Origin of the sequence: Streptomyces spiroverticillatus (genome assembly GCA_014650415.1) — a bacterium.
GTDB classification, from domain to species: Bacteria; Actinomycetota; Actinomycetes; order Streptomycetales; family Streptomycetaceae; genus Streptomyces; species Streptomyces spiroverticillatus.
The window spans coordinates 169,881-195,186 of the sequence record BMUX01000018.1 but is presented as its reverse complement, the minus strand read 5'-3'; the positions used below and the strand labels follow the sequence as shown (position 1 = coordinate 195,186).

Annotated in this window: 17 protein-coding genes; 8 read left to right on the top strand and 9 right to left on the bottom strand. The window is 70.2% G+C overall.

Annotated elements, in window-relative coordinates; translation table 11 throughout:
* Positions 1-57: 57 nt before the first annotated feature.
* From IE269_RS35105 to metH, 4 genes are all read right to left on the bottom strand, one after another.
* Complete coding sequence (locus IE269_RS35105; protein ID WP_229898147.1) at positions 58-1,650, bottom strand: ABC transporter substrate-binding protein; 1,593 nt, start codon at positions 1,648-1,650, stop codon at positions 58-60.
* Between the two features lie 95 nt (positions 1,651-1,745).
* Positions 1,746-3,347, bottom strand: coding sequence for an ABC transporter substrate-binding protein (locus IE269_RS35100; protein ID WP_189827317.1), 1,602 nt, complete (start codon positions 3,345-3,347; stop codon positions 1,746-1,748).
* 438 nt (positions 3,348-3,785) lie between these two features.
* Entirely contained in the window at positions 3,786-4,487 is a 702-nt protein-coding gene (locus tag IE269_RS35095; RefSeq protein ID WP_189827316.1) for an HAD family hydrolase, read from the bottom strand.
* Between the two features lie 128 nt (positions 4,488-4,615).
* Entirely contained in the window at positions 4,616-8,128 is a 3,513-nt protein-coding gene (metH, locus tag IE269_RS35090) for a methionine synthase (protein WP_189827315.1), read from the bottom strand.
* 261 nt (positions 8,129-8,389) lie between these two features.
* On the opposite strand from metH, the gene IE269_RS35085 reads away from it, so the two are divergent.
* The 6 genes from IE269_RS35085 (at position 8,390) to IE269_RS35060 (ending at position 15,593) form a co-directional block, all read left to right on the top strand.
* Positions 8,390-9,154, top strand: a complete 765-nt coding sequence (locus IE269_RS35085; RefSeq protein WP_189827314.1) for an IclR family transcriptional regulator — start codon at positions 8,390-8,392, stop codon at positions 9,152-9,154.
* 235 nt (positions 9,155-9,389) lie between these two features.
* The gene (locus tag IE269_RS35080) at positions 9,390-10,163 is read left to right on the top strand and encodes an MIP/aquaporin family protein (protein ID WP_189827313.1); all 774 of its coding nucleotides are present in this window, start codon (positions 9,390-9,392) and stop codon (positions 10,161-10,163) included.
* Between the two features lie 59 nt (positions 10,164-10,222).
* Complete coding sequence (gene glpK, locus IE269_RS35075) at positions 10,223-11,752, top strand: glycerol kinase GlpK (RefSeq protein WP_189827312.1); 1,530 nt, start codon at positions 10,223-10,225, stop codon at positions 11,750-11,752.
* Between the two features lie 103 nt (positions 11,753-11,855).
* A complete protein-coding gene (locus tag IE269_RS35070) occupies positions 11,856-13,466 on the top strand; it encodes a glycerol-3-phosphate dehydrogenase/oxidase (protein WP_189827311.1) in 1,611 nt (536 codons plus the stop codon).
* 191 nt (positions 13,467-13,657) lie between these two features.
* A complete protein-coding gene (locus IE269_RS35065; protein WP_189827310.1) occupies positions 13,658-14,329 on the top strand; it encodes a FadR/GntR family transcriptional regulator in 672 nt (223 codons plus the stop codon).
* Between the two features lie 202 nt (positions 14,330-14,531).
* On the top strand, positions 14,532-15,593 hold the full coding sequence (locus IE269_RS35060) for a PAC2 family protein (protein WP_189827309.1): 1,062 nt from the start codon (positions 14,532-14,534) through the stop codon (positions 15,591-15,593).
* Positions 15,594-15,692: 99 nt separating this feature from the next.
* Here the strand turns inward: IE269_RS35060 and IE269_RS35055 are convergent, their stop codons facing one another.
* A complete protein-coding gene (locus IE269_RS35055; RefSeq protein ID WP_189827308.1) occupies positions 15,693-16,649 on the bottom strand; it encodes an SMP-30/gluconolactonase/LRE family protein in 957 nt (318 codons plus the stop codon).
* 282 nt (positions 16,650-16,931) lie between these two features.
* Between IE269_RS35055 and IE269_RS35050 the strand changes: the two genes are divergently transcribed.
* Positions 16,932-18,659: a S8 family peptidase gene (locus IE269_RS35050; protein ID WP_189827307.1), complete on the top strand. Its 1,728-nt coding sequence runs from the start codon at positions 16,932-16,934 to the stop codon at positions 18,657-18,659.
* Between the two features lie 41 nt (positions 18,660-18,700).
* Positions 18,701-19,228 carry a hypothetical protein gene (locus IE269_RS35045; protein WP_189827306.1) on the top strand — a complete coding sequence of 176 codons (528 nt, stop codon included), beginning with the start codon at positions 18,701-18,703 and terminating at the stop codon, positions 19,226-19,228.
* 87 nt (positions 19,229-19,315) lie between these two features.
* Here the strand turns inward: IE269_RS35045 and IE269_RS35040 are convergent, their stop codons facing one another.
* From IE269_RS35040 to IE269_RS35025, 4 genes are all read right to left on the bottom strand, one after another.
* Positions 19,316-22,399 (bottom strand): NPCBM/NEW2 domain-containing protein, encoded by a 3,084-nt coding sequence (locus tag IE269_RS35040; RefSeq protein ID WP_189827305.1) that lies wholly within the window; start codon positions 22,397-22,399, stop codon positions 19,316-19,318.
* Positions 22,400-22,561: 162 nt separating this feature from the next.
* Positions 22,562-23,791 carry a cysteine--1-D-myo-inosityl 2-amino-2-deoxy-alpha-D-glucopyranoside ligase gene (gene mshC / locus IE269_RS35035; RefSeq protein WP_189827304.1) on the bottom strand — a complete coding sequence of 410 codons (1,230 nt, stop codon included), beginning with the start codon at positions 23,789-23,791 and terminating at the stop codon, positions 22,562-22,564.
* A gap of 99 nt (positions 23,792-23,890) precedes the next feature.
* On the bottom strand, positions 23,891-24,718 hold the full coding sequence (locus IE269_RS35030) for an SCO1664 family protein (RefSeq protein WP_189827303.1): 828 nt from the start codon (positions 24,716-24,718) through the stop codon (positions 23,891-23,893).
* On the bottom strand, positions 24,682-25,272 hold the full coding sequence (locus tag IE269_RS35025) for a DUF3090 domain-containing protein (RefSeq protein ID WP_189827302.1): 591 nt from the start codon (positions 25,270-25,272) through the stop codon (positions 24,682-24,684). The genes IE269_RS35030 and IE269_RS35025 overlap by 37 nt, the downstream gene beginning before the upstream one ends.
* Positions 25,273-25,306 lie beyond the last annotated feature (34 nt).

The window sequence follows — 25,306 nt, the reverse complement described above, 5'->3', positions numbered from 1 at the left end:
CGCGGAATGATTCCGCGCGGCCCCGCTCCCGTACCTCTCGTGCCTCTGAAGAAGGCGTCAGCCCTTGCTGATCTCCCAGAAGCGGAAGACCGTCGAGGTGTCGAGGGTCCACTCCAGGCCTGCGATGTTGGAGCGGGCGACGGCGTACTGCTTGCCCTGCCAGAGCGGGAGCAGGGGTACGTCCTCGGCGACGAGGTTCTGGAGGCGGTTGAAGTCCTCGGCGTTGGCGCCGCGGTCGGCGACGGCGGCGCTGGCGGGGAGGAGCTTGTTGGTGATCTCGGTGTTCTCGTAGTTGTTGGAGATCACGTTGCCCTTGCCGAAGAACGGCTGGGTGAAGTTCTCCGGGTCGGGGTAGTCGGGGACCCAGCCCTTGACGTAGACGCCGTACTTTCCGGCGGCGATGTCCTTCTCGTACTGGCCCTGCTCGACGGACTTGACGTCGGCGTCGAAGAGGCCGCTGCGGTTGAGCTGCCTCGCGAGGGTCTTGAATTCCTCGACGGTGGCGGGGCCGTAGCGGCTGGGGGTGGCCCAGAGGGTGAGCTTGACCTTGGTGGTGATGCCTTCGTCGCGCAGGGCCTGGCGGGCCTTGGCGGGCTGGGGGCGGCTGCCGTAGCGGTTGAAGAAGGCGGTGTTGTGGCCGGTGATGCCCGCGGGGACGATCGAGTACAGCGGGGTGGCCGTCGACTGGTAGACGTCGCGGACGAGGGCTTCGCGGTCGACGAGGTAGGCGATGGCGCGGCGGACGCCGGGCTTGCCGACGATCGGGTCCTTGACGTTGAAGACGAGGTGGTGGACCTCGGCGCTGCTGCCTTCGACGGGGTCCAGGCGCTGGTCGCCGTTGATGGACTCGGCCTGGACGGAGGAGATGTCCTTGGCGGTGAGGCCTCGGTAGGCGAAGTCGATCTCGCCCTTCTTGAGCGACTGGGAGAGTGCGGCCCGGTCGTCGTGGAAGAGCTTGAGGGTCATGCCGGTGTTGTTGATCTTCGCGGTGCCGCGGTAGTGGTCGTTGACGGCGAAGACGGCCTTGCTCTTGTCGAGGGAGTCCAGGCGGTAGGGGCCGGAGCCGTCGGCCTTGCCGTCGGTGCGGAGCTTGTCGGCCGGGTAGGTGCGGTGGTCGACGATGGAGCCGGCGCCGGAGGCGATCTTGTTGGGGAAGGTGGCGTCCGGGACCTTGAGGTGGAAGACGACCTTGGTGTCGTCGGGGGTGTCGATGCTCTTGATGGTGGAGAGCATGACGGCCGGGCCGGCGGGGTCGTTGATCTTCAGGGTGCGCTCGAAGGAGTGCTTGACGTCTTTGGAGGTGAGCGCGTTGCCGTTGCTGAAGCTGAGGCCCTCGCGCAGGGTGCACCGGTAGACGGTGTTCCCGGCGTCGAAGGCGCAGCTCTGGGCGGCCTCGGGCTGGGGTTCGGAGCCGCCCTTGGGGAAGGCGAGCAGGGACTGGAAGACGTTGTTGAAGAGCAGCCAGGAGCCGGGGTCGTAGCCGGAGGCCGGGTCGGTGGCCTTGATCTCGTCGGACATGCCCATGGTGACGGGCTGTCCGGTGCCGCTCGTGCTGCCGCCGTCGGTGCCGCTGGTGTTGCCGCAGCCGGTCAGGAGGCCGGCCGACAGCCCTGCTGTGAGGAGGGCCGTCGGCCACTTACGTATCTGCACCGCGTGTCTCAGACTTTCGTGGGGGTGTGGTCGTACGAAGAGGGAGAGAAGAGAGAGGGAGGAGGCCGGTGGGGGCCGGCCTAAGGACGGGGAGGTCAGGCGACGCCGCGGCCGAGTTCCCAGAGCTGGAGGTCGGCGGCGAAGTTGACGGCCCATTCGGTGCCGGTGATGTCGCTGCGGGCGGCGATGTACTGCTTGCCCTGCCAGAGCGGGAGGATCGGGACGTCGTCGGCGACGATGTCCTGGATCTCCTCGAAGGCCTTGGTGGCGGAGCCCCGGTCCTGCTCGCGGCGGGACTGCGGGATGAGGGTGGAGCGGATCTGCTCGTTGGCGTAGGGGCTGTTGAGGAAGTTCGACTTGTCGAGGAACGGGGCGACGTAGTTGTCGGCGTCCGTGAAGTCGGGGAACCAGCCCATGCCGTAGACGGCGTACTTGCCGGCCTTCTGGTCCTCGCTGAAGGTGCTCCAGGGCACGCCCTTGATCTTCACGTCGAAGAGCTTGGAGTCGTTGAGCTGCTTCTGGAGGACTTCGAACTCCTGCTTGGTGGCGGAGCCGTAGTGGTCGGTGGTGTACGTCAGGGTCAGCTTGACGGGGGTGGTGATGCGCGCGCGGCGCAGCAGGTCCCCGGCCTTCTTCACGTCGCCCGCCGTGTACTTGTTGAAGAAGGAGTTCTTGTGGCCGGTGATGCTGGTGGGGATGATCGAGTAGAGCGGCTCGGCGCTGTCGCCGTACACGGACCGGGCGAGGGCGGTGCGGTCGATGACGGTGGCCATGGCCTGGCGTACGGCCGTGTTCTTGACGGCGGGGTCCTCGGTGTCGAAGCCGAGGTAGCGGATCTCCAGGCCGGGGAGTTCGACGAGCTTGAGGTCCTGGTCCTGCTTGGTGGAGAGTTCCTTGATCTGCTGCGGCGTGATGGTGCGGGACATCATGTCGATCTCGCCGCTCTTGAGCGCCTTCTCCATGGACTCGGAGTCCTTGTAGGAGCGGATCTCGACCTTTTCGTTGTTGAACTTGATCCCGCCCTTGTAGCGGGGGTTCTTGGTGAAGACGGCCTTGGCGAAGTTCTCGCCGTCGTTGTCGATCTTCACGGTGTACGGTCCGGAGCCGCTGACCTCGAAGCCGGCGCGCACCTTGTCGCGGGCGTAGGCCTGGTCGTCGACGATGGCGGCGGCGGGGGTGGCCAGCTTGTACGGGAAGGTGGCGTCGGGGGTCTTGAGGTGGAAGACCACCTCGTTCTCGCCCTTGGCCTCGACGAGGTCGATGTTGGTGAGGAGGGAGACGGGACCGTTCTGGTCCTTGATCTTCAGGGAGCGCTCGATGGAGAACTTCACGTCGGCGGCGCTGAGGGCCTTGCCGTCGGAGAAGGTGAGCCCGTCGCGGAGCTTGCAGCGGTAGCTGGTGTTCTTGGTGTCGGTGAAGCCGCAGGAGTCGGCTGCTTCGGTGACGGGTTCGCCGCCGCCGCGCGGGACGCGCATGAGGGTCTGGTTGGTCTGCCGCAGGACGTTCCAGGCGCCGACGTCGTAGGCGTGGGCCGGGTCGAAGGGCGCCGGGGCGGTCTTGGTGGCGACGAAGCTGTCGGTGGTGCCCACGACGATGGTCTTGGCGGCGCCTTCGGCAGAGTCCGAGCCGCCGCACGCGGCCAGTACGGGGGTGACCAGTACGGCTATTGCCGGCAGCACCAGAGTCTTGCGGTTCATCCTGGAAGTTCTCCCTCGACCGGCGCCGCAATGCGGCTTTGTACGAACACTTCGCCTTTTTCCGCTTGTTGGGGCGGGCGGGCCGGGCCGGTTGCCGAACCGCAATGGCGTGCGGCGAAGTTCTCGCGTTGAGATTAGTGGGGAGAGGGGCCGGGGGCCGACCGGTGCGGGGTGCGGGACCGGGGTGGGGCGGTGAGTGCGGGGCGGGGGAATCTTTCGTACACGGATTCATGAATCCGGACACAAGGGTGCGCAAAACGGCCCGTCAGCGGGGGTTCCCGGGTGGTGGGACCCCTGCCGACGGGCCGCGTCGTGACCAAGCTCACCCAATGAATACATTTACGGAAGGGTGAATTCCTAATGGTGGATCTCACCCATGCCGCACGGTTCGCTCCCCTGTGTTTCCTTATTCCGCGACACATACGCTGCGTGCGCGGATCACTGCATTCCCGTGAACAGGGTGCGGAGAAATGCGAGGTTCACTTCTTCGAGCGAGCGGACGACCACGCGGCCTTCGGCGGGGGCGATCGGGGCGACCGAGGGGACGGCGACGACCCGGCAGCCGGCGGCCTCGGCGGAGGCGACTCCGGTGGCGGTGTCCTCGACGACCGCGCATCTCGTGGGCTGGGCGCCGAGCCGGGCGGCGGCGTGCAGATAGGGGTCGGGGTGCGGCTTGGTGCGGGCGATCTCGTCGCCGGCGACGGTGAGGTGGAAGGCCTGGGCGTCGACCGACTCCAGGATGCGGTCGATGATGCGCCGGTGCGAGGCCGAGACGAGGGCCGTGGGGATGTCGTACGTCCGCAGTTCGGCCAGCAGGGCGGCCGCGCCCGGCATGAGCGGGACGCCGCGCCCGATGCGGGCCTCGAAGCGGTCGTTGAGGGCGACCGTCAGCTCGGGGAGGGTGATGTCGGCGCCGGTGGAGTCGATGAGGAAGCCGGCGCTGCGGGTCATGGGCCCGCCGACGACCACGTCGCGCCAGGACTCGTCGAGCTGGTGCCCGAGGTCGGCGAAGACCGCCTTCTCGGCGTCCCACCAGAGGCCTTCGGTGTCGACGAGGGTGCCGTCCATGTCCAGGAAGACCGCCTGGAGTGCGGAGCCTTCGGCCGTGGTGGTCATCGGCGCGGGGACCGTACTGGTCATTCGGGCACACCTCCTGAGGGACGAGAAGGCCGGTCGCCCTCCGAGTGGGAGAGGCGACCGGCCTGCACTGGGCCGACCAGTGTACGTCCGGCCCGGTGAACGCGCGTTTTCTTATTCCTGCACGGTGTCTAGCGCGCGTTGAAGTACTTCGCCTCGGGGTGGTGGATGACGATCGCGTCGGTGGACTGCTCGGGGTGGAGCTGGAACTCCTCGGAGAGGTGGACGCCGATCCGCTCGGGTTCCAGGAGTTCGGCGATCTTCGCGCGGTCCTCCAGGTTGGGGCAGGCCCCGTAGCCGAGCGAGAAGCGGGCGCCGCGGTACTTGAGGTCGAACATGTCCTTGACGTCGGCCGGGTCCTCGCCGGCGAAGCCCAGCTCCGAGCGGACCCGGGCGTGCCAGTACTCGGCCATGGCCTCGGCCAACTGGACGGAGAGGCCGTGCAGTTCGAGGTAGTCGCGGTAGGCGTTGGCCTCGAAGAGCTTGGCGGTCTCCTCGCCGATGCGCGAGCCGACGGTGACGACCTGGAGGCCGACGACGTCGACCTCGCCGCTCTCCTCGGGGCGGAAGAAGTCCGCGAGGCACAGGCGGCGGCCGCGGCGCTGGCGGGGGAAGGAGAAGCGGGTGCGCTCGGAGCCGTCCTCGTTGAGGAGGATCAGGTCGTCGCCCTTGGAGACGCAGGGGAAGTAGCCGTAGACGACGGCGGCTTCCAGGAGGTTGTCGGTGTGCAGCTTGTCGAGCCAGCCGCGCAGGTGCGGGCGGCCCTCGGTCTCCACGAGCTCCTCGTACGTCGGGCCGCCCTTGCGGGCTTCCTTCAGGCCCCACTGGCCCTTGAAGAGGGCGCCCTCGTCGAGCCAGGAGGCGTACTCCTTGAGCGGGATGCCCTTGATGACGCGGGTGCCCCAGAAGGGCGGCTCGGGGATCTTGTTGTCGGTGGAGGTGTCGGAGCGGACGGGGCCCTCGGGCTGCTCCTCGACCTCCAGGAGGGGGGTGTCGCGCTTGGGCACGCGGCGCTGCTTGAGTTCGGGGAGCTTGGCGCCGGGGACGCCGCGCTTGACGCCGATGAGGGCGTCCATGAGGCGCAGGCCCTCGAAGGCGTCGCGGGCGTAACGGACTTCGCCCTCGTAGATCTCGTGGAGGTCCTGCTCGACGTACGCCCTGGTGAGGGCGGCGCCGCCCAGGATGACCGGGAAGTCGGCGGCCATCTTGCGCTGGTTGAGCTCCTCCAGGTTCTCCTTCATGATCACCGTGGACTTGACCAGGAGGCCGGACATGCCGATGACGTCGGCCTTGTGCTCCTCGGCGGCTTCCAGGATCGCGGAGACGGGCTGCTTGATGCCGAGGTTGACGACGTTGTAGCCGTTGTTGGAGAGGATGATGTCGACGAGGTTCTTGCCGATGTCGTGGACGTCGCCGCGGACGGTGGCCAGCACGATGGTGCCCTTGCCCTCGTCGTCGGACTTCTCCATGTGGGGCTCCAGGTAGGCGACCGCGGTCTTCATGACCTCGGCGGACTGGAGGACGAACGGCAGCTGCATCTGGCCGGAGCCGAACAGTTCGCCGACCACCTTCATGCCTTCGAGCAGGGTGTTGTTGACGATGTCCAGGGCGGGTGCGCCCTGGAGGGCCTCGTCGAGGTCGGCTTCCAGGCCGTTCTTCTCGCCGTCGATGATGCGGCGCTGGAGGCGCTCGTCGAGCGGCAGCGCCATCAGTTCCTCGGCGCGGCCGGCCTTCATCGACTTCATGTTGACGCCCTCGAAGAGCTCCATGAGCTTCTGGAGGGGGTCGTAGCCTTCGGCGCGGCGGTCGTAGACGAGGTCGAGGGCGGCCTTGACCTGCTCCTCCTCCAGCCGGGCGATCGGCAGGATCTTGGAGGCGTGCACGATCGCGGAGTCCAGGCCCGCCTTGACGCATTCGTCGAGGAAGACGGAGTTGAGGACGACGCGGGCGGCGGGGTTGAGGCCGAAGGAGATGTTGGAGAGGCCCAGCGTGGTCTGGACGTCGGGGTGGCGCTTCTTGAGTTCGCGGATGGCGCCGATGGTGGCGATGCCGTCGCCGCGGGACTCCTCCTGGCCGGTGCAGATGGTGAAGGTGAGGACGTCGATGAGGATGTCCGACTCGCGCACGCCCCAGTTGGTGGTGAGGTCGGTGATGAGGCGCTCGGCGATGGCGACCTTGTGCTCGACGGTGCGGGCCTGGCCCTCCTCGTCGATGGTGAGCGCGATCAGGGCGGCGCCGTGCTCGACGGCGAGCTCGGTGACCTTGGCGAAGCGGGACTCGGGGCCGTCGCCGTCCTCGTAGTTGACGGAGTTGATGACCGCGCGTCCGCCGAGCATCTCCAAACCGGCCTGGAGGACGGGGAGTTCGGTGGAGTCCAGGACGATGGGGAGGGTGGAGGCGGTGGCGAAGCGGCCAGCGAGTTCCTTCATGTCGGCGACGCCGTCGCGGCCCACGTAGTCGACGCAGAGGTCGAGCATGTGGGCGCCCTCGCGGATCTGGTCGCGGGCCATCTCCACGCAGTCGTCCCAGCGGGCCTCCAGCATGGCCTCGCGGAACTTCTTCGATCCGTTGGCGTTCGTACGCTCCCCGATGGCAAGGTACGAGGTGTCCTGGCGGAAGGGGATCGTCTGGTAGAGCGAGGCGGCGCCGGGCTCGGGGCGGGGGTCGCGGACGGCGGGGGTCAGGCCCTGGGCGCGCTCGACGACCTCGCGCAGGTGGGCCGGGGTCGTGCCGCAGCAGCCGCCGATGAGGGAGAGGCCGTAGTCGTTGACGAAGGCTTCCTGGGCGTCGGCCAGGCCCTCGGGGCCGAGGGGGAAGTGGGCGCCGTTCTTCGTCAGTACGGGCAGGCCGGCGTTCGGCATGCACATCAGGGGGGTGCGCGAGTGGCGGGCGAGATAGCGCAGGTGCTCGCTCATCTCGTCGGGCCCGGTGGAGCAGTTGAGGCCGATGAGGTCGATGCCGAGGGGCTCCAGGGCGGTCAGGGCCGCGCCGATCTCGGAGCCGAGCAGCATGACGCCGGTGGTCTCGAAGGCGAGCGAGCAGATCAGGGGGACCTGGAAGCCCAGGGCGTCCATGGCGCGGCGGGCGCCGACCAGGGAGGACTTGGTCTGCAGGAGGTCCTGGGTGGTTTCGACGATGAGGGCGTCGGCGCCGCCGGCGAGGAGTCCTTCGGCGTTCTGCTGGTAGCCGTCGCGCAGGATGTCGTACGTGGTGTGGCCGAGGGAGGGCAGCTTGGTGCCGGGGCCGATGGAGCCGAGGACCCAGCGCTGGCGGCCGTCCTCGGCGGTGAACTCGTCGGCGACCTCGCGGGCGATGCGGGCGCCGGACTCGGAGAGTTCGTGGATGCGGTCGGCGATCTCGTACTCGTTGGCGGCGGAGTGGTTGGCGCCGAAGGTGTTGGTCTCGACGCAGTCGACGCCGACGGCGAAGTACTCCTTGTGCACGTTGCGGACGATGTCCGGGCGCGTGAGGTTGAGGATCTCGTTGCAGCCTTCGAGGTCCTGGAAGTCCTCGAGGGTGGGGTCCTGTGCCTGGAGCATGGTGCCCATCGCTCCGTCGGCGACCACCACCCGGGTGGCGAGTGCCTCGCGGAGGGCTGCTGCGCGGGCGCGGGCGTCAAGCGTCGGGTTCGGCAACGAGGCCATGGTTGAGCTCCCAGGGTTGCGACGGCTGTCGGCTTTGCGCCTGCCCAGGCGGCGGGCGCACCGGGTCAGGGTAGCGGGGACGGTCCGGGCGATGTGCAGGTGTCCCGACCGGCGGACAGTGTGCGGGTGGAGTTCGGGTGGGGCGGGCGGGACTTCGGTCCCGGTGACAGGGGTCGGCAACGGCCGATACTGTTCGGCATTGACGAACATCGGCACGTATCGACTGTGGGACTGCCGAATCCCAGTGGAGGTGATCGGGCGATGGCTCGCAATATCCAGTCGCTGGAACGGGCGGCGGCGATGCTGCGCCTTCTGGCCGGCGGTGAGCGGCGGCTGGGTCTGACGGAGGTGGCGGCGGCTCTGGGGCTCGCCAAGGGCACCGCGCACGGCATTCTGCGCACGCTCCAGCACGAGGGCTTCGTGGAGCAGGACCCGGCGTCGGGCCGCTACCAGCTGGGGGCGGAGCTGCTGCGCCTGGGCAACAGCTATCTGGACGTGCACGAGCTGCGGGCGCGCGCCCTGGTGTGGACGGACGATCTGGCGCGCTCCAGCGGGGAGAGCGTCTATCTGGGGGTGCTGCACCAGCAGGGTGTGCTGATCGTGCACCACGTCTTCCGCCCCGACGACAGCCGTCAGGTGCTGGAGGTGGGGGCGATGCAGCCGCTGCACAGCACGGCGCTGGGCAAGGTGCTGTCCGCGTACGACCCGGTGGCGCACACCGAGGCCGCGGACCACGAGCGTGAGGCGTTCACCTCGCACACCCTGACCTCGGCACAGGACTTCGAGGCGGTGCTGGATCTCACGCGGGCGCGCGGCTGGGCCGGTGACGTGGAGGAGACCTGGGAGGGCGTGGCGTCGATCGCGGCCCCCATCCACGACCGGCGGCGGATGCCGGTGGGTGCGGTGGGCATCACCGGTGCGGTCGAACGGGTCTGCCCCGGGGGCGAGTTGAAGCCGGAGCTGGTGGCGGCGGTGCGGGACTGCGCGCGTGCGGTGTCGCGGGACCTGGGCGCCGGGCGCTTCTGAGCCCGGGGTGTACGGGGCCGCCCCGGCCCCGTACCGCCGCGGGGGCCTGAGCCGTACCCGTGTGGGACGGACCTCACAGAACCCTTGACTGGCCGGTAACAGAGGTGAAAACTGCCGTTCATCGGTCGGCATTGTCGAACACCTAACGGCATACGAGTTAGGGTGGGGGCAAGCCAGGCACCGACTGGGTCCTCAACGAGGGCCTGAACCTGGACGAAGGACAAAGGAGTCGCGGGTGTCCAGCCTCGACATCTTCACCGGCGAGACCATCGGTACCGCCGTGCTCATCCTGCTGGGCGGCGGCGTCTGCGCGGCCGTCACGCTCAAGCGCTCGAAGGCGTTCAACGCCGGCTGGGTCGCCATCACCTTCGGGTGGGGCTTCGCGGTGCTGACCGGCGCGTACATCTCCGCCGGTCTCTCCGGAGCACACCTGAACCCGGCCGTCACGGTCGGCCTCGCCATCAAGGGCGCGACCCCCTGGGGCGACCTGCCGGTCTACTTCGCCGGTCAGCTGCTCGGCGCGATGATCGGCGCGCTGCTGGTCTGGGCGACGTACGCGGGACAGTTCCGCGACCACCTCACCTCCGCGGAAGCGGTCGAACTGAAGAGCGCGAACCCGGGCCAGGTGCACGGCGTGTTCTTCACCTCCCCCGAGATCCGCAACAGCGTGCAGAACCTGGCGACCGAGGTCATCGCGACCGTCGTGCTGGTGCTCGCGATCCTCACCCAGTCGACGATCCCGGGCGTGTCCCCCGACAGCCCCAAGGGTCCGGGCGTGCTGGGCGCGATGATCACCGCGTTCGTGGTCGTCGGCATCGGCCTCTCGCTGGGCGGTCCCACCGGGTACGCCATCAACCCGGTCCGCGACCTGGGTCCGCGCATCGTGCACGCGCTGCTCCCGCTGCCGAACAAGGGCGGCTCCGACTGGGGCTACGCATGGATTCCGGTGGTCGGCCCGCTGCTCGGCGGCGCGATCGCGGGCGGCATCTACCAGCTCGCCTTCGCCTGATCCCGCGAGCGACCCGCCAAGCTGCGAACCGTACGACACAAGACTTCGAGGAGCACACCGTGACCGACGCACACACCGCAGGCCCCTTCATCGCCGCGATCGACCAGGGCACCACGTCCAGCCGCTGCATCGTCTTCGACAAGGACGGCCGCATCGTCGCGGTCGACCAGAAGGAGCACGAGCAGATCTTCCCCAAGCCGGGCTGGGTGGAGCACGACGCGAGCGAGATCTGGGAGAACGTCCAGGAGGTCGTCGCCGGGGCGATCGTGAAGGCCGGCGTGTCCGCGGCCGACGTCAAGGCGATCGGCATCACCAACCAGCGCGAGACCACCCTGCTGTGGGACAAGAACACCGGTGAGCCGGTCCACAACGCCATCGTCTGGCAGGACACCCGCACCGACGCCCTCTGCAAGGAGCTCGGCCGCAACGTCGGCCAGGACCGCTTCCGCCGCGAGACCGGCCTGCCGCTGGCCTCCTACTTCGCAGGCCCCAAGATCCGCTGGCTGCTCGACAACGTCGAGGGCCTGCGCGAGAAGGCCGAGGCCGGGGACATCCTCTTCGGCACCATGGACTCCTGGGTCATCTGGAACCTCACCGGCGGCGTCAACGGCGGTGTGCACGTCACCGACGTCACCAACGCCTCGCGCACCCTCCTGATGAACCTGCACAAGATGGCGTGGGACGAGAAGATCCTGCACTCCATGGACATCCCGGCCGCCGTCCTCCCGGAGATCCGTTCCTCCGCCGAGGTGTACGGCGAGGCCGCGTCCGGTGTCCTCGCGGGTGTGCCGGTGGCCTCGGCGCTGGGCGACCAGCAGGCGGCCCTGTTCGGCCAGACCTGCTTCTCCGAGGGCGAGGCCAAGTCCACGTACGGCACGGGCACGTTCATGCTGATGAACACCGGCGAGGAGCCCGTCAACTCGTACAACGGACTGCTCACCACCGTCGGGTACCAGATCGGCGACCAGAAGCCGGTCTACGCGCTGGAAGGTTCCATCGCCGTCACCGGTTCGCTGGTGCAGTGGATGCGCGACCAGATGGGCATGATCAAGACCGCTGCGGAGATCGAGACGCTGGCCTCCAGCGTCGACGACAACGGCGGCGCGTACTTCGTGCCCGCGTTCTCCGGTCTGTTCGCCCCGTACTGGCGCTCCGACGCCCGCGGTGTGATCGCCGGTCTGACCCGGTACGTCACCAAGGCGCACATCGCGCGCGCCGTCCTTGAGGCGACCGCGTGGCAGACCCGTGAGATCACCGACGCCATGACCAAGGACTCGGGCGTCGAGCTGACCGCGCTGAAGGTCGACGGCGGCATGACCTCCAACAACCTGCTGATGCAGACCCTGTCGGACTTCCTGGACGCGCCCGTCGTCCGTCCGATGGTCGCCGAGACGACGTGTCTGGGCGCGGCTTACGCGGCCGGTCTCGCGGTCGGCTTCTGGTCCTCCACCGACGAGCTGCGCGCCAATTGGCGCCGGGCCGCCGAGTGGACGCCGCGGATGGACGCGGCCACCCGGGACCGCGAGTACAAGAACTGGCTCAAGGCCGTCGAGCGGACCATGGGCTGGCTCGAAGAAGACGAGAACTGACTCATCGGCGCAGGTCGGGCGTGAGCGCGGCGGATCGACAGGGATCCGCCGCGGTCCGCGGAACAAGATCTGAAGCTGAGTTTTCGAAGAGGAGCTAAGTGACATGACCACCCTGCACAGCGGCCCGACCCACGGGGCGCGACCGGACGACGGTTCCACCGCGAGCCGTGCCGAGACCCGGGAGCGGCTTTCCAAGGCGACGTACGACCTCCTGGTGATCGGCGGCGGCATCCTGGGCATCTCCACCGCCTGGCACGCCGCGCAGTCCGGGCTGCGGGTGGCGCTGGTGGACGCCGGTGACTTCGCCGGCGCCACCTCCTCGGCCTCCTCCAAGCTGCTGCACGGCGGTCTGCGCTACCTCCAGACCGGTGCGGTGAAGCTGGTCGCGGAGAACCACTTCGAGCGGCGTGCGGTCTCGCGCGACGTGGCCCCGCACCTGTCGAACCCGCTGACCTTCTACCTCCCCGTCTACAAGGGCGGCCCGCACGGTGCGGCCAAGCTGGGCGCGGGCGTCTTCGCCTACTCGGCGCTGTCCGCGTTCGGCGACGGCGTCGGCCATGTGATCTCGCCGTCGCGTGCGGCCAAGGACGTGCCGGAGCTGCGCACGGACAACCTGAAGGCCGTCGCGGTCTACGGCGACGACCAGATGAACGACTCCCGGATGGCGCTCATGACGGTGCGCGCCGCCGTCGAGTCGGGGGCGACCGTCCTCAACCACGCCGAGGTCACGGGGCTGCGCTTCACGCACGGCCGGGTGACGGGTGCGGAGCTGAAGGACCGCATGGACGGCACCGAGTTCGGTGTCGACGCACGCCTGGTGCTGAACGCGACCGGCCCGTGGGTGGACCACCTGCGCAAGCTGGAGGACCCCAACGCGGCCCCCTCCATTCGCCTTTCGAAGGGTGCGCACCTGGTGCTCAAGCGCACCTCGCCGTGGAACGCGGCCCTCGCCACCCCGATCGACAAGTACCGGATCACCTTCGCGCTGCCGTGGGAGGACCAGCTCCTGCTGGGCACCACCGACGAGGAGTACGAGGGCGACCCGGCGGACGTGGCGGTCAACGACAAGGACGTCACGCAGATCCTCGACGAGGCCGCGTTCTCCATCCGCGACCAGCAGCTGTCGCGGGACCTGATCACGTACTCCTTCGCGGGCCTGCGGGTGCTGCCCGGTGGCCCCGGCGACACCTCGAAGGCCAAGCGCGAGACGGTCGTCACCGAGGGCCGCGGCGGCATGCTGTCGGTGGCCGGCGGCAAGTGGACCACCTTCCGCCACATCGGCCGTACGGTGATGAACAAGCTGGCGGCGCTGCCCGGCCACCCGCTGGGCGAGGACATGGAACCGATCTCGGAGCTGCCGAAGAAGCTGCCACTGCCGGGCATCTCGAACCCGAACGCGGTCGCGCACCGGCTGCTGGTGGACGGCGGGACGCCCGGTCCGCGGATGTCGCCGGAGACGGCCCGGCACCTGGCCACGCACTACGGGTCGCTGTCCTTCGACATCGCGCGCCTGGCCGCCGACGACCCGGCGCTGGCCGAGCGGATCCACCCGGACGCCCCGGAGATCTGGGCGCAGGTCGTGTACGCGCGCGACCACGAGTGGGCGGAGACGGCCGACGACGTGCTGCGCCGCCGTACGACGCTGACGATCCGGGGTCTGGCGACGGACGACGTACGGGAGAAGGTCGAGCGGGTGCTGCGCCGGGAGGCGTAGGCGCTGCGGGGCTCCCGGCGGGGGCCCGGCGGTAGCGGGCGGGCTCCTTCGGGGGTCCGCCCGCCGTCGTGTTTCCGGGTCCGGGGATCCCGGTTTCCGGGTCCGGGGATACCGGCTCCGAGGCCCCGTCCGGCATGCGAACATAGGTCGGATGTCTGGCAGTGGGCCGGGCGGGAGCAGGAGGTCGGGCCATGGCCGTCACCGACGAGGCCATCGAACGCATCAAGGCCATGATCGTCTCGGGTGCGCTGCGCCCCGGCGACCGGCTGCCCAAGGAGAGCGAGCTGGCGGCGGAGCTCGGCCTGTCCCGCAACTCCCTGCGGGAGGCGGTGCGGGCGCTGTCCCTGATCCGCATCCTGGACGTCCGGCAGGGCGACGGCACGTACGTGACGAGTCTCGATCCGCAGCTCCTGCTGGAGGCGGTGAGCTTCGTCGTGGACTTCCACCGCGACGACACGGTGCTGGAGTTCCTGGCCGTACGGAGAATCCTGGAGCCGGCCGCGACCGCGCTGGCGTGCGGGCTGCTCGGCGACGCGGAACTGGACGCCCTGGAGGAGCAGCTGACCGCGCTCGGCGAGGCGCCGTCGGTGGAGGAACTGGTCGCCGCCGACCTGGAGTTCCACCGCTCGATCGTGCGCGGCTCGGGGAACTCGGTGCTGTGCTCGCTGCTGGACGGGCTTTCGGGGCCGACCACCCGGGCCCGGATCTGGCGGGGGCTGACGCAGGAGGACGCGATCAGCCGCACCCTGCACGAGCACCGGGCGATCCTTGCGGCGCTGCGGGCCAGGGACGCGGAGGCGGCGCGGTCGTGGGCGACGGTGCACATCGCGAGCGTGGAGCAGTGGCTGCGGTCGACGCTGTAGCGCTCCCCGGGACGCTGTAGGGCTCCCCGGCCGACCCGAGCGGAGCGAATCGTTCCGGCGGGGAAGATCGGACGTCTCCAATCTGGCCGATTTCGATTGATTCGGTGCCCGGAGGGCACTCTTCCCGCATGCGTAAGGTGGGGGGATTCGGACGGGGGAAACGCCGTATGAAGCGTAGGAAGTCGGATGAAGGAGGCGCTGGGTGATCGAGCTCGACGGAGTTCCCGAGCTGGTCGACCCGGTCATGGTGGCCGCGTTCGAAGGCTGGAACGACGCAGGTGACGCCGCCTCGGCAGCGGTCGCCCATCTCGACCGGGAGTGGAAGGGCGAGGTGTTCGCGGCGCTCGACGCCGAGGACTACTACGACTTCCAGGTCAATCGGCCGACCGTCTTTCTGGAGAACGGCGTACGGAAGATCACCTGGCCGACGACCCGGCTCTCCGTGGTGCGCACCGGTGGCGACAAGCCGCGCGACCTGGTGCTGGTGCGGGGCATCGAGCCGTCCATGCGGTGGCGCTCGTTCTGCAACGAGATCCTGGGCTTCGCGCACGAACTGGGTGTGGAGATGGTGGTGATCCTGGGTGCACTGCTCGGTGACACCCCGCACACCCGTCCGGTTCCGGTCAGCGGAGTGACCTCCGACCCGGACCTGGCGCGGACCATGGATCTGGAGGAGACCCGGTACGAGGGCCCCACGGGCATCGTCGGCATCCTCCAGGAGGCCTGCACGCACGCCGGGGTTCCGGCGGTGAGCCTGTGGGCGGCGGTGCCGCACTACGTCTCGCAGCCGCCGAACCCGAAGGCGACGCTGGCGCTGCTGAACCGGCTGGAGGACCTCCTCGGGCTGCGCATCCCGCTCGGCGAGCTGGCCGAGGACTCGCGGGCCTGGCAGCTGGGTGTGGACCAGTTGGCGGCCGAGGACAGCGAGGTCGCGGAGTATGTGCAGTCGCTGGAGGAGGCGCGGGACACCGCGGACCTCCCGGAGGCCTCCGGGGAGGCCATCGCCCGGGAGTTCGAGCGGTATCTGCGCAGGCGCGACCCGGGCGCGGGGCCCGGACCGTCCCATGCGACGGAGGGCGGCGACGCGGCGGGCGGCGGCAGCGGGGCGGCGTACCTCCGCGACGCCTCCAGCGGCCGCACCAGGCCGCCGAAGAAGCCCCGTACGGGCACGGACGAGGGCGGTCCGGACGGCGGCGGGGAGGACGGCGGCGAGGGCTCTTCCGCGGGATCCGGGTCGGGGGACTCCGGGGGCGGCGGGGAGTAGCACAGCAGGACGTGTAAGGGGCGGCATCCTGGATGCCGCCCCTTACCTGTTCCTCCTGCGTGCGCCTACTGCCTGCGGCCTGTGTTCACCCCCGCGCGATCAGACCGTGCGCACCGACACCACGTCGTACTCCGTGTCCGGCTTCGGCTCCACGTCGAAGCGGGCGTTGGGCAGGTAGAGCCGGTTGCCCCAGGCCGCCACCGTCGTCGGGATGCGGAAGCGCGGGTCGGTGATGCGGGTGACGGCCGCGCCCCTGGTGCCTGCCGGGTTCAGCCGGATCACGTCGATCGCGTTCTGCATCTGCTGGACGACGTACAGCAGGTTGCCGAGGAGCAGCAGGCCGTCCGCGTCGGGGAGCTTCAGCGCGCCCAGGTCGACCTTGCGGGCCTCGCCGGTGCGCGGGTCGACCCGCATCAGGGAGCCCCCGTCGGCGGGGATGTCGCTGACCAGGAGGGCCCGGCCGTCGGGGGTGTGCGAGAGCCCGTTGGCGGCGAAGTCGACCCCCTGGTTCCAGTCCCCGGTGAGCTTGCGGGTGATCAGGTCGCGGGCGGCGGGCAGTTCGCCGTGCCGGCCGAGCGGGACGCCGTACACCTGCGCACGGTAGGAGTCGGTAAACCAGGCGATGCCGGGGCGCAGCACCACGTCGTTGACCATCTCGGCCTGCGGGAGGTCGTACACGGCGAGGTGCTTGCCGGTACGGGAGTCGGCGATCCGGATCTGCTTGCTGAGCCCGCCCGCGAGGAACAGCCGCCCGCCTGTGTCGATCTTGAGGCCGACGGTGGGGTTGCCGAGCCCCTTGACGGCGGTGGAGCCCTTGCCGGTGGCGAGTTCGACCCGGCGGACCGAGCCGTCGACGAGGGAGCCGAAGTAGGCGTACGGGCGGTGGCCGATCGCGATGCCCTCCGGCTGGAAGCCGTTGGGCAGCGGGAAGCGGGTGGGCCAGGACCCCGGTCCGGCCGCCGCGTGGGCAGTACCGGCGAGCGGGGACATCAGGGCCGCGCCACCGAGGGCGGCGCCCGCGGTGAGGAGTCTGCGTCGTGTCAAGGAGTCGCTCATGGAACATCCTTCCGGCGAGTACGGCGTCGAGTCATTCGAACCGTTCGAATCAAACGAACGCGGACACCCCATCACATGTCCGCCGCCTCCGCAGGCTCTGGCCGGAATGAGGCGTGACATCGCTTTCAGGACCGATGACCCGAATTCGCCGGGGTGCCCCGTTCCCCTTTTGTTCAAACACAGTTGGCGCGATTCAGGTGGACGGATCGGCGTCGCGGTAGCAGGGTGGGCCACCTGAACGTGGCACGCAGCGCACGGCACCCGAGGGGAGCGGTGGAAGCGATGACCGATCAGGCACACCCGGGCGACGGGCCCGGCACCACGGGGCCGGGCCCCGGCGGAGCGGGATTCACCTATCAGGACGCCGAACCGGAGCTGATCGTCGTCGCCCGCGGCGAGGCCCGGCTGCGTGCGCAGTCCGAGGGCGTCGGCTCGGCGGCGGGCTCCGACGTGTCGGCCCTGAACATGTTCCTCAGCGACGAACAGCTCACCCTGGAGCCCCTGTTCGGACACGAGGAGCGGTACGAGGGCGCGGCGACCGCCGAGGAGCGGGAGCTGTCGCTGTACTACCGCGTGCGGGGCGGCGAGGACCGGGCCCGCGAGCTGACGGCCCGGCTGGCGGCGCTGCCGGGCGTGGAGACGGCGTACGTGAAGCCGGGGGCGGTCCCGGCGTCGTACCCCCAGCAGCAGGGCGGCGAGGAGGCCAAGCGCCTCAAGGAGGGCACCCCCGCGACCCCCGACTTCACCGGACGCCAGGGCTACTTGCGGCCCGCGCCCGAGGGCGTCGACGCGCCGTGGGCGTGGGCGCGCCCCGGCGGGTCCGGCGAGGGCGTCACCGTCATCGACGTCGAGGGCGCCTGGCAGTTGGGCCACGAGGACCTGGCGGACAAGCTGTCCGGCGTGGTGGTCGGCACCCCCGTGCAGGACCTGGCCTGGCGCAACCACGGCACCGCCGTGCTCGGTGTCATCGGCGGCGACCTGGGCGAGCGCGGCATCACCGGCATCGTCCCGCAGGCGGTCACGGCGGCGGCGTCCTTCCGCCCGCTGGGCACGGCGGCCACCATCCAGGCGGCGGCCGCCCGTCTGTCCCCCGGTGACATCGTGCTGGTGGAACTGCACCGGCCGGGGCCCCGGTTCGACTTCTCCGAGCGCGCGGACCAGCGCGGGTACATCGCGCTGGAGTGGTGGCCGGACGACCTGGCGGCGATCCGCTGGGCGACCTCGCGCGGGGTGCTCGTGGTGGAGCCCGCGGGCAACGGCGCGGAGAGCCTGGACGACGCCCTGTACGAGCGCAGGCCGGACGAGTTCCCGGAGCGGTGGCGCAACCCCTTCAACCCGTCGCACGGGTCCTCGGGCGCCGTTCTGGTGGGTGCGGGCGCTCCCCCGCCCGGGACGCACGGCCGCGACCACGGTCCGGACCGCTCGCGGCTCGCGTTCTCCAACTACGGCGCCCGTGTGGACGCCCAGGGCTGGGGCCGGGAGACCACCACCACCGGTGGCTCCTGGGACCGCCCCGGCGACCTCCAGGGCGGTGCGGAGGAGATCGCCTGGTACACCGACACCTTCGCCGGTACGTCGTCGGCGTCGCCGGTGGTGGTGGGCGCGCTCGCCGCGCTCCAGGGCATCCTGAAGGCGTCGAACCTGCCGCCCATGGAGCCCGGACGGGCCCGTGAGGTGCTGCGCGCCTCGGGCTCCCCGCAGCAGGACGCGCCGGGCAGGCCGGCCTCGCAGCGGATCGGCAGCCGGCCCGACATCAGGGCGGCCGCGATGCGGCTGCTGCCGTCCTCGGTGGGCACCGGGCAGGCCGAGCGGTACTGGGACGAGCTGATCCCGTACCCCAGGGAACTCCCGCCGCGGCTGCGGCTGTTCGTGGCGGGTGCGTGGCGCAACCTGAACGATCCGGACCCCGAGATCCGCCGGGCGGTGCACGCCGCCTTCGCCGGGGGCCGGCCGGACGTACGCGTGTGGTTCTCGGACGAGGAGATCGTCGGTCTCGTCGTCACCGGTTGACCGTGTGAGAAGACGTCGTACCGAACGGAAGGTGGCACGGCATGAGCACCACCCCGCAGATGCAGGGCCAGATGTACGGACAGCAGCAGTACGGCCAGAGCCAGCAGGGGCAGCAAGGCCAGCAGGGTTCGGACAGCACCGCCCCGCCGCCGCCCCAGCAGGGGCAGCAGCAGTACGGGCCCGGCAGCGGCCTCGGCCAGCAGCTCCAGCAGCTCGGTCAGCAGCAGCCGTACCAACAACTGCTCCAGCAGCTCGGCCAGGGCCAGCAGAGCCAGCAGCAGGGCCAGCAGGGCTACGGCCAGCAGGGCTACGGGCAACAGGCACAGGGTCTGGAGTCGCAGGCCATCAAGAGCAACACCGCCACGTCGTACTGGGACGTCGTGCAGCCCCTGCCGGGCCAACCGCCGATCCTGTACCTGCTGGTGGACGGGGCCTGGCGGCAGCTCGTCAACCCCAGCCAGATCGTGCACGACGCGGTGCAGCGGGCGTTCGCGTTCGGGCACCGGGTGATCGGCTTCTACGACGACCAGAGCCCGACGCTGATCAAGGCGATCGTCGTCACCAAGTGACCGGCTAGCAGTCCCGGTCCGGCAGACCGGCGGCGCCGGGCGGTGGACACTCCCCCGCCCGGCGCCGCCCCCATGGGCGGGTGCGGCTCAGGCGCAGGTGAAGCGGGCGGCGGCCCAGTCGCCGTGGTCGCCCGTCTTGGAGCCGTTGGTGTCGGTGACCTTCAGGCGCACGTGCTTCGCGCCGTCCAGCTTCACGTCGACCGGGACGGTGGCGGAGGCCCCCGTCACCTTGGGCGAGGTCCACAGCACCTTGCCGTCGGCCTCCACGGAGAAGGCGACCTCTCCGTAGCCGTTGATCTCGTCGTCGATGCCGACGTCGGCGGTGAACGCGGTGCAGCGGCCGCCGGTGTAGACCTCGATGTCGGAGTCGGCGTGGGTGCCGATGCCCTTGTCGTACGTCTTTCCGGCGAGGGTGAGCTTCTTGCCGTCCGTGGCGCCGGACTCGCCGTTGCTGCGGTCGCGTTCGGCGGGCCCGTACCCGTTGGAGGACTTGAGCCAGACCAGGTCGCTCGCCCAGGTGTCGGCGGTGGGTGGCGGGGGCATCACGGACACCCCGAAACGCTGCACTGCGGTGCGCTGTTCGCGGGCCACTGTGTACTGCGCGGTCGCGGTGAGCGTGGTGTCACCGGCCTTGGTGCTCGCGGCAGGGGTGACGGAAACCTGCACCCTCTGTGTGGTGCCCGCGGGAATCCGGGCCACTGTCGCGGCGGGCGTCACCTGCCATCCGGCGGGGGCGTTCAGTCCGACGGTGACGGCGGTGGCGTCCCGCTTGCCCGCGGTGACGTCGACGGCGACCGTGCCGGTGACGCCCGCGCCCAGCTCCTGCCCCGGTGCCACCGCCACGGTGGCTGTCGCTGCGGCGTCCTTGCCGCCCACCGCGCTGGTGTCCTCCAGCTCCAGGGTGAAGGCGCGGTCGGTGCGCAGGGGTGCGGTCTTCACCTTGACGACACCGCCGCGGTCGTCCTTGTCGTACCACCAGCCCTGGTGCGCCTTTTCGTACGCCTGCTTGGTGTTCAGGCGCGGGAGTTCACGCCCGGAGAGTTCGACCTCGTCGGGGGCGGAGTTGGTGTGCACGGTGAAGGCGTAGGGGCGCGTGGTCTGCTTGCCCTGGAAGTCGCCCTTGCTCGCGCCGATACGGATGCTCACGTCGCCGGCACCCTTGCGCGGGGCGTCGACGTCGGCCTGCTGGGTGGCGTACTTGCCGGTGCGGTGCTGGCGGGTGACGCCGTCGTCCTCGTACAGGGTGAAGGAGGACTTCCCCTGCGGGTAGACGTCCCAGGCGAGCGGGGAGCCGGCGGTGCGGTCGGCGTAGGAGCGGATGCCCGGCCACATCGGCACGGTGGCGCCCGCCTTCACGAACAGCGGGAGGGTGTCCAGGGGGGCGCTGTAGTTGTCGACGGTGGTGGGGCCCTCGTAGGTGCGGCCGCTCCAGTAGTCGACCCAGGTGCCCTTGGGGAGGTAGATCCCGTCGCGCTCGCTGCTGTCCTGGTAGACGGGTGCGACGAGGAAGTCCTCTCCGGAGAGGAACTCGTACTTCGCCGCGTCCGTGCCCGCCTTCGGGTCGTCCGGGTATTCGAGGGCCAGCGGGCGCACCATGCCGACACCGGTCTTGGTGGCCTCGTGGGCGTACGAGTACTGGTACGGCAGCAGCGACTCCTTCAGCTTGAGGTAGTCGCGGTTGATCGAGGTGTACGGCTCCCCGTACCGGAAGGGCTGCTTGTCGTTGGCGGCCCAGCCGTCCATCGTCATCGTCGTGCCGAGGAACATCTTCCACTGGAGGTCACGGGTGTACGTTTTCGCGCTGCCGCCGAAGATGCCGTCGACGTCGCCCGTGGTGTAGGCGAGGCCGGACATGGTGGAGCCCGCGTAGGTGGGGATCTGCCAGCGGATGTACTCCCAGGTGCCCGACTGGTCGCCGGACCACTGCACGCCGCAGCGCTGGGCGCCCGCCCAGCTCTCGGGGGCCCAGGTGAAGCCGCGGGCGTCGCTGTTGGCCTCGATGCCCTTGTACGCGTCCTTGCAGCCGTCCAGGGCGAACTTGTAGCCCTCCCCGACCCAGGCCACGTCCAGCTTGGCGACGCGCTGGCCGGCCTTCACCTGGTCGGCGAGCTTGTCGATGCCGTCCTCGGTCCACAGGCCGAGCTGCATCTTGCGGTCCTGGAGGCCCTTGGCGGTCTCGGCGAGGTCCTCGTAGCCGCAGCCGTAGCCGTCGTTGACGAGCATCCAGCCGCCTGGCATGTCGTTGGCGACGTATCCGTCGGCGACCTTGAGGGAGTCCAGGGTGCGGCGCTCGCCCCGGTTGGCGTTGTGGAGGTAGCAGTCGGCGTCGCCGATCTCCATGCCGTAGATCGGCGGGAGGAAGGGCTTGCCGGTCAGCTTCGTGTACTGGCCGATGACGTCCTTCGCGGAGTCCTTGCCGTCGCCCGCGAAGTAGTACGCGTCGAAACGGCTCTCCTTGGCGGAGGTGGTGACGGCGGGCTGCTTGTCGGCGAAGTCGTAGGTGTTGGGGGCGTAGGTGTTGCGGTAGACGCCGTAGCCGGCCGTGGAGAGGTAGAAGGGCACCGAGTTGGGGTGGCCGCCGTCGTTCCAGTTGTAGTCGACGCCCACCTCGACGGTCTTGCCGCGGTGCGAGGTGTTGCCGCGGCCGTTCTGCATGCCCGCGCCGTAGAACTGCTCGTCCGAGGTGGGGGCGAGGGTCTGGGTGGTGGTGTCCTTGTTCCAGCTGATGCCCTTGGCCTCGGACCAGAGCAGGGTGCCGTCGGCGCGGTGCAGGGCGAAGCGCAGTGGCTTCTTGTAGGCGCGCAGGGTGAGCTTGTCGGTGCTCAGCTCGTAGCGGTCGCCCTTGTCGCGCCAGCGGGTCTTCGGGGGCTTGTTCTGCTGGGGCAGGACGATGTCCTTGCCCGTGGGGTCGGTGAACTTTCCGTCGGGGGCGAGTTCGATGCGGAAGGTCTCGTCGGAGACGAAGGTGACGCGGGCCTCGGAGGGGCCCGCGTGGAGGTTGTACGAGGCGGGGGTCGCGGTGCCCGGTTCGAGGCCGGTGAGGTCGCCGACGGTGGTGGTGGGGTCGGCGGGCGGGGGGTCTGCCTGGGCGGCGCCCGGCCCGGCGAGGCCGACCGTCAGGCCCAGCAGGGCCGTAACGGCCGCTGCTCTGAGGCGGGTTGAGGATCTCATTCCGCGTGTGTAACGGGTGAGGGGGTGGCATGCCCATGGACTTGCGCACCCGGCACGTGGACTTCCCGACGGGCTCGGGCTTCCGGTTTCCCCCGCCCTCGAAAAGTGCGGGCCGCGCCCCCGAAGAGGCTCGGCCCGCACTCGTAACACTCGGCGCAAGCGCTACAGGGCCACGCCCAGCAGCGCGTCCACCGCACGCGAGACGACGCCCGGAGCGCCCTCCTCGGTGCCTCCGGAGGCGGTCTGGAGCTCCGCCCAGCGGTCCACCGCAGCCAGCGCCGCAGGGGCGTCCAGGTCGTTCGCCAGGGCCTCCCGCATCGCCTCCACGAGGGCGTCCGCCGACGGGCCGTCGGGGCGCGAGACCGCCGCGCGCCAGCGGCCCAGGCGGGCCACCGCGTCGGCGAGGACCTGGTCGGTCCACTCCCAGTCGGAGCGGTAGTGGTGGGAGAGCAGGGCCAGGCGGATGGCGGCCGGGTCGACGCCGTCGCGGCGCAGTGCCGAGACGAAGACCAGGTTGCCGCGCGACTTGGACATCTTCTCGCCGTCCAGGCCGACCATGCCCGCGTGGACGTACGCCTTGGCGAAGGGGTGCTCGCCGGTCAGCGCCTGGGCGTGGGAGGCGCCCATCTCGTGGTGCGGGAAGGCGAGGTCCGAGCCGCCGCCCTGCACGTCGAAGCCCATGCCCAGGTGCTCCAGGGCGATGGCCACGCACTCGATGTGCCAGCCGGGACGGCCCCGGCCCAGCGAGGCCCCGTCCCAGCTGGGCTCGCCCTCGCGGGCGGCCATCCACAGCATCGGGTCCAGGGGGTTCTTCTTGCCGGGACGCTCCGGGTCGCCGCCGCGTTCGGCGGAGAGCAGGCGCATGGCCTCGGCGTCGAGGCCCGAGACCTCGCCGAAGTGCGGGTCGGCGGCGACGGAGAAGTAGATGTCGCCTTCGAGTTCGTAGGCGGCTCCGGCGTCGCGGAGACGCTCGACGAGCGGGACGATGCCCGGGATCGCCTCGACCGCACCCACGTACTGCTGCGGCGGCAGCATCCGCAGGGCGGTCATGTCCTCACGGAAGAGGGCGGTCTCGCGCTCGGCGAGACCGGTCCAGTCGAGGCCGTCGCGGATCGCGCGCTCCAGGAGCGGGTCGTCGACGTCCGTCACGTTCTGGACGTAGTGGACCTGCCTCTTGGTGTCGAGCCACACGCGCTGCACGAGGTCGAACGCGTTGTAGGTCGCCGCGTGCCCCATGTGGGTCGCGTCGTACGGCGTGATGCCGCACACGTAGATACGGGCGACGGGACCGGGGTCGAGGCTGATCAACCCGTTGGTCGCGGTGTCGTGGATCTGGAGGTCGCGGCCCTTGCCGGGCAGGGCGGGGACCTCAGAAGCGGGCCAGGCATGCATGCCACGAGCGTAACCGGACGCATGTTCCGGTTACGAACCGGACCGGGATCTTGACCGATTACGCCGTCTTGCACCGACAAGCGCCCGTGGGGCAGGCGCTCACACCGGCGGCCACGGGATCGCGGGCCACTGGCCGCTCGGGGACGGGTGCACACCGGACGCCAGCAGGGAAGCGACCCGTTCCCGCAGGGCGGCCAGCTCCGCCGCCGTGATCAGTTCGGCCAGTCGGGTGACGAGCGGGGTGCCGTCGGCGAGACCGGCGGACAGGCCCTCCAGCACCTCGACGGCCTCCGCCGTCAGGGGCTCGCCCGCCCAGCCCCACAGGAGGGTGCGCAGCTTGTCCTCGGTGTGGAAGGAGACGCCGTGGTCGATGCCGTAGAGGCGGCCGTCGCCGGCGGGCAGCAGGTGGCCGCCCTTGCGGTCGCCGTTGTTGATGACCGCGTCCAGGACGGCCAGGCGGCGCAGGCGGTCGTCGTCGGCGTGGACGAGGAGGGCGGTGCGGCCCTCGGCGACCTCGGCGAGGACCACCGGTTTCCAGCCGTCGGCCGGTTCCTCCTCCTCGACGAGGGCCAGCAGGGCGCTGCCGGCTTCCGCGTCGCCGTCGATCCACAGCTGGCACATGCCTTCGCCGTACGGTCCGTCGCGCAGGACGGTCGGCGGGATCAGGCCCCACCCCGTCGCCTCGGAGATCTCGTACGAGGCGACCTCGCGGCGGGCCAGGTTGCCGTCGGGGAAGTCCCACAGGGGCTGCTCGCCCGCGACGGGCTTGTAGACGCAGGTGGCGCTCTCGCCCTCGTAGGAGATCTCGCAGTACAGGACCGCGTTGGAGGCCTCGCGGACCTGGCCGACGACCTTGAGGTCGCCCTTGGCGAGGAGGGTCGCAGGGTCCGTCACAGGCCCCGCCGGTATCCGTTCTGGCGCGGGCATACGTGTCCCTCCGGGTCGAGCGGCAGGCTGCACAGCGGGCACGGCGGGCGGCCCGCGTTGACGACGTCCAGGGCGCGCTTGGCGAAGGCGCGGGCCTGGGCGCCGCTGAGGCGCACCCGCAGCATGGGCGGCCCGTTCTCCTCGTCCTGGAGCATGCGCTCCTCGGCCTCGGCGAGGTCCTCGTCGGTGTCGACGTCCAGCTCGACCAGGGCCTGCGCCTCGACGATCATGCGCTGGTCGTCGCTGTCCCAGGCGAGCGCCATGGTGCCGACCCGGAACTCCTCCTCGACGGGGGCGTCCAGGGGGGCGGTGTCGTGCACGTCGGCGGGGGCGACCGCCGGGACCGGGGCGTTGCCGCCGGTGCGGCGCACGACCTCGTCCAGGAGCTCGTCGATGCGCTCGGCCAACGCCTCGACCTGGGTCTTCTCCAGGGAGACGCTGGTGACGCGACCGGCCGCCGAGGCCTGGAGGAAGAAGGTACGGCGGCCAGGCAGCCCGACCGTACCGGCCACGAAACGCTCCGGCGGGTCGTAGAGGAACACCTGACGGGACACGTCCTGATCTCCATCGGTTCGAGGGGCTGGGGAT

Coding starts and splice junctions, on each gene's coding strand:
- IE269_RS35095 (WP_189827316.1), bottom strand. CDS start 4,487: ATGACCAGTACGGTCCCCGCGCCGATGACCACCACGGCCGAAGGCTCC.
- metH (WP_189827315.1), bottom strand. CDS start 8,128: ATGGCCTCGTTGCCGAACCCGACGCTTGACGCCCGCGCCCGCGCAGCA.
- IE269_RS35065 (WP_189827310.1), top strand. CDS start 13,658: ATGGCCGTCACCGACGAGGCCATCGAACGCATCAAGGCCATGATCGTC.
- IE269_RS35100 (WP_189827317.1), bottom strand. CDS start 3,347: ATGAACCGCAAGACTCTGGTGCTGCCGGCAATAGCCGTACTGGTCACC.
- IE269_RS35030 (WP_189827303.1), bottom strand. CDS start 24,718: ATGCCCGCGCCAGAACGGATACCGGCGGGGCCTGTGACGGACCCTGCG.
- IE269_RS35040 (WP_189827305.1), bottom strand. CDS start 22,399: ATGAGATCCTCAACCCGCCTCAGAGCAGCGGCCGTTACGGCCCTGCTG.
- IE269_RS35085 (WP_189827314.1), top strand. CDS start 8,390: ATGGCTCGCAATATCCAGTCGCTGGAACGGGCGGCGGCGATGCTGCGC.
- IE269_RS35070 (WP_189827311.1), top strand. CDS start 11,856: ATGACCACCCTGCACAGCGGCCCGACCCACGGGGCGCGACCGGACGAC.
- IE269_RS35045 (WP_189827306.1), top strand. CDS start 18,701: ATGAGCACCACCCCGCAGATGCAGGGCCAGATGTACGGACAGCAGCAG.
- IE269_RS35050 (WP_189827307.1), top strand. CDS start 16,932: ATGACCGATCAGGCACACCCGGGCGACGGGCCCGGCACCACGGGGCCG.
- IE269_RS35055 (WP_189827308.1), bottom strand. CDS start 16,649: ATGAGCGACTCCTTGACACGACGCAGACTCCTCACCGCGGGCGCCGCC.
- mshC (WP_189827304.1), bottom strand. CDS start 23,791: ATGCATGCCTGGCCCGCTTCTGAGGTCCCCGCCCTGCCCGGCAAGGGC.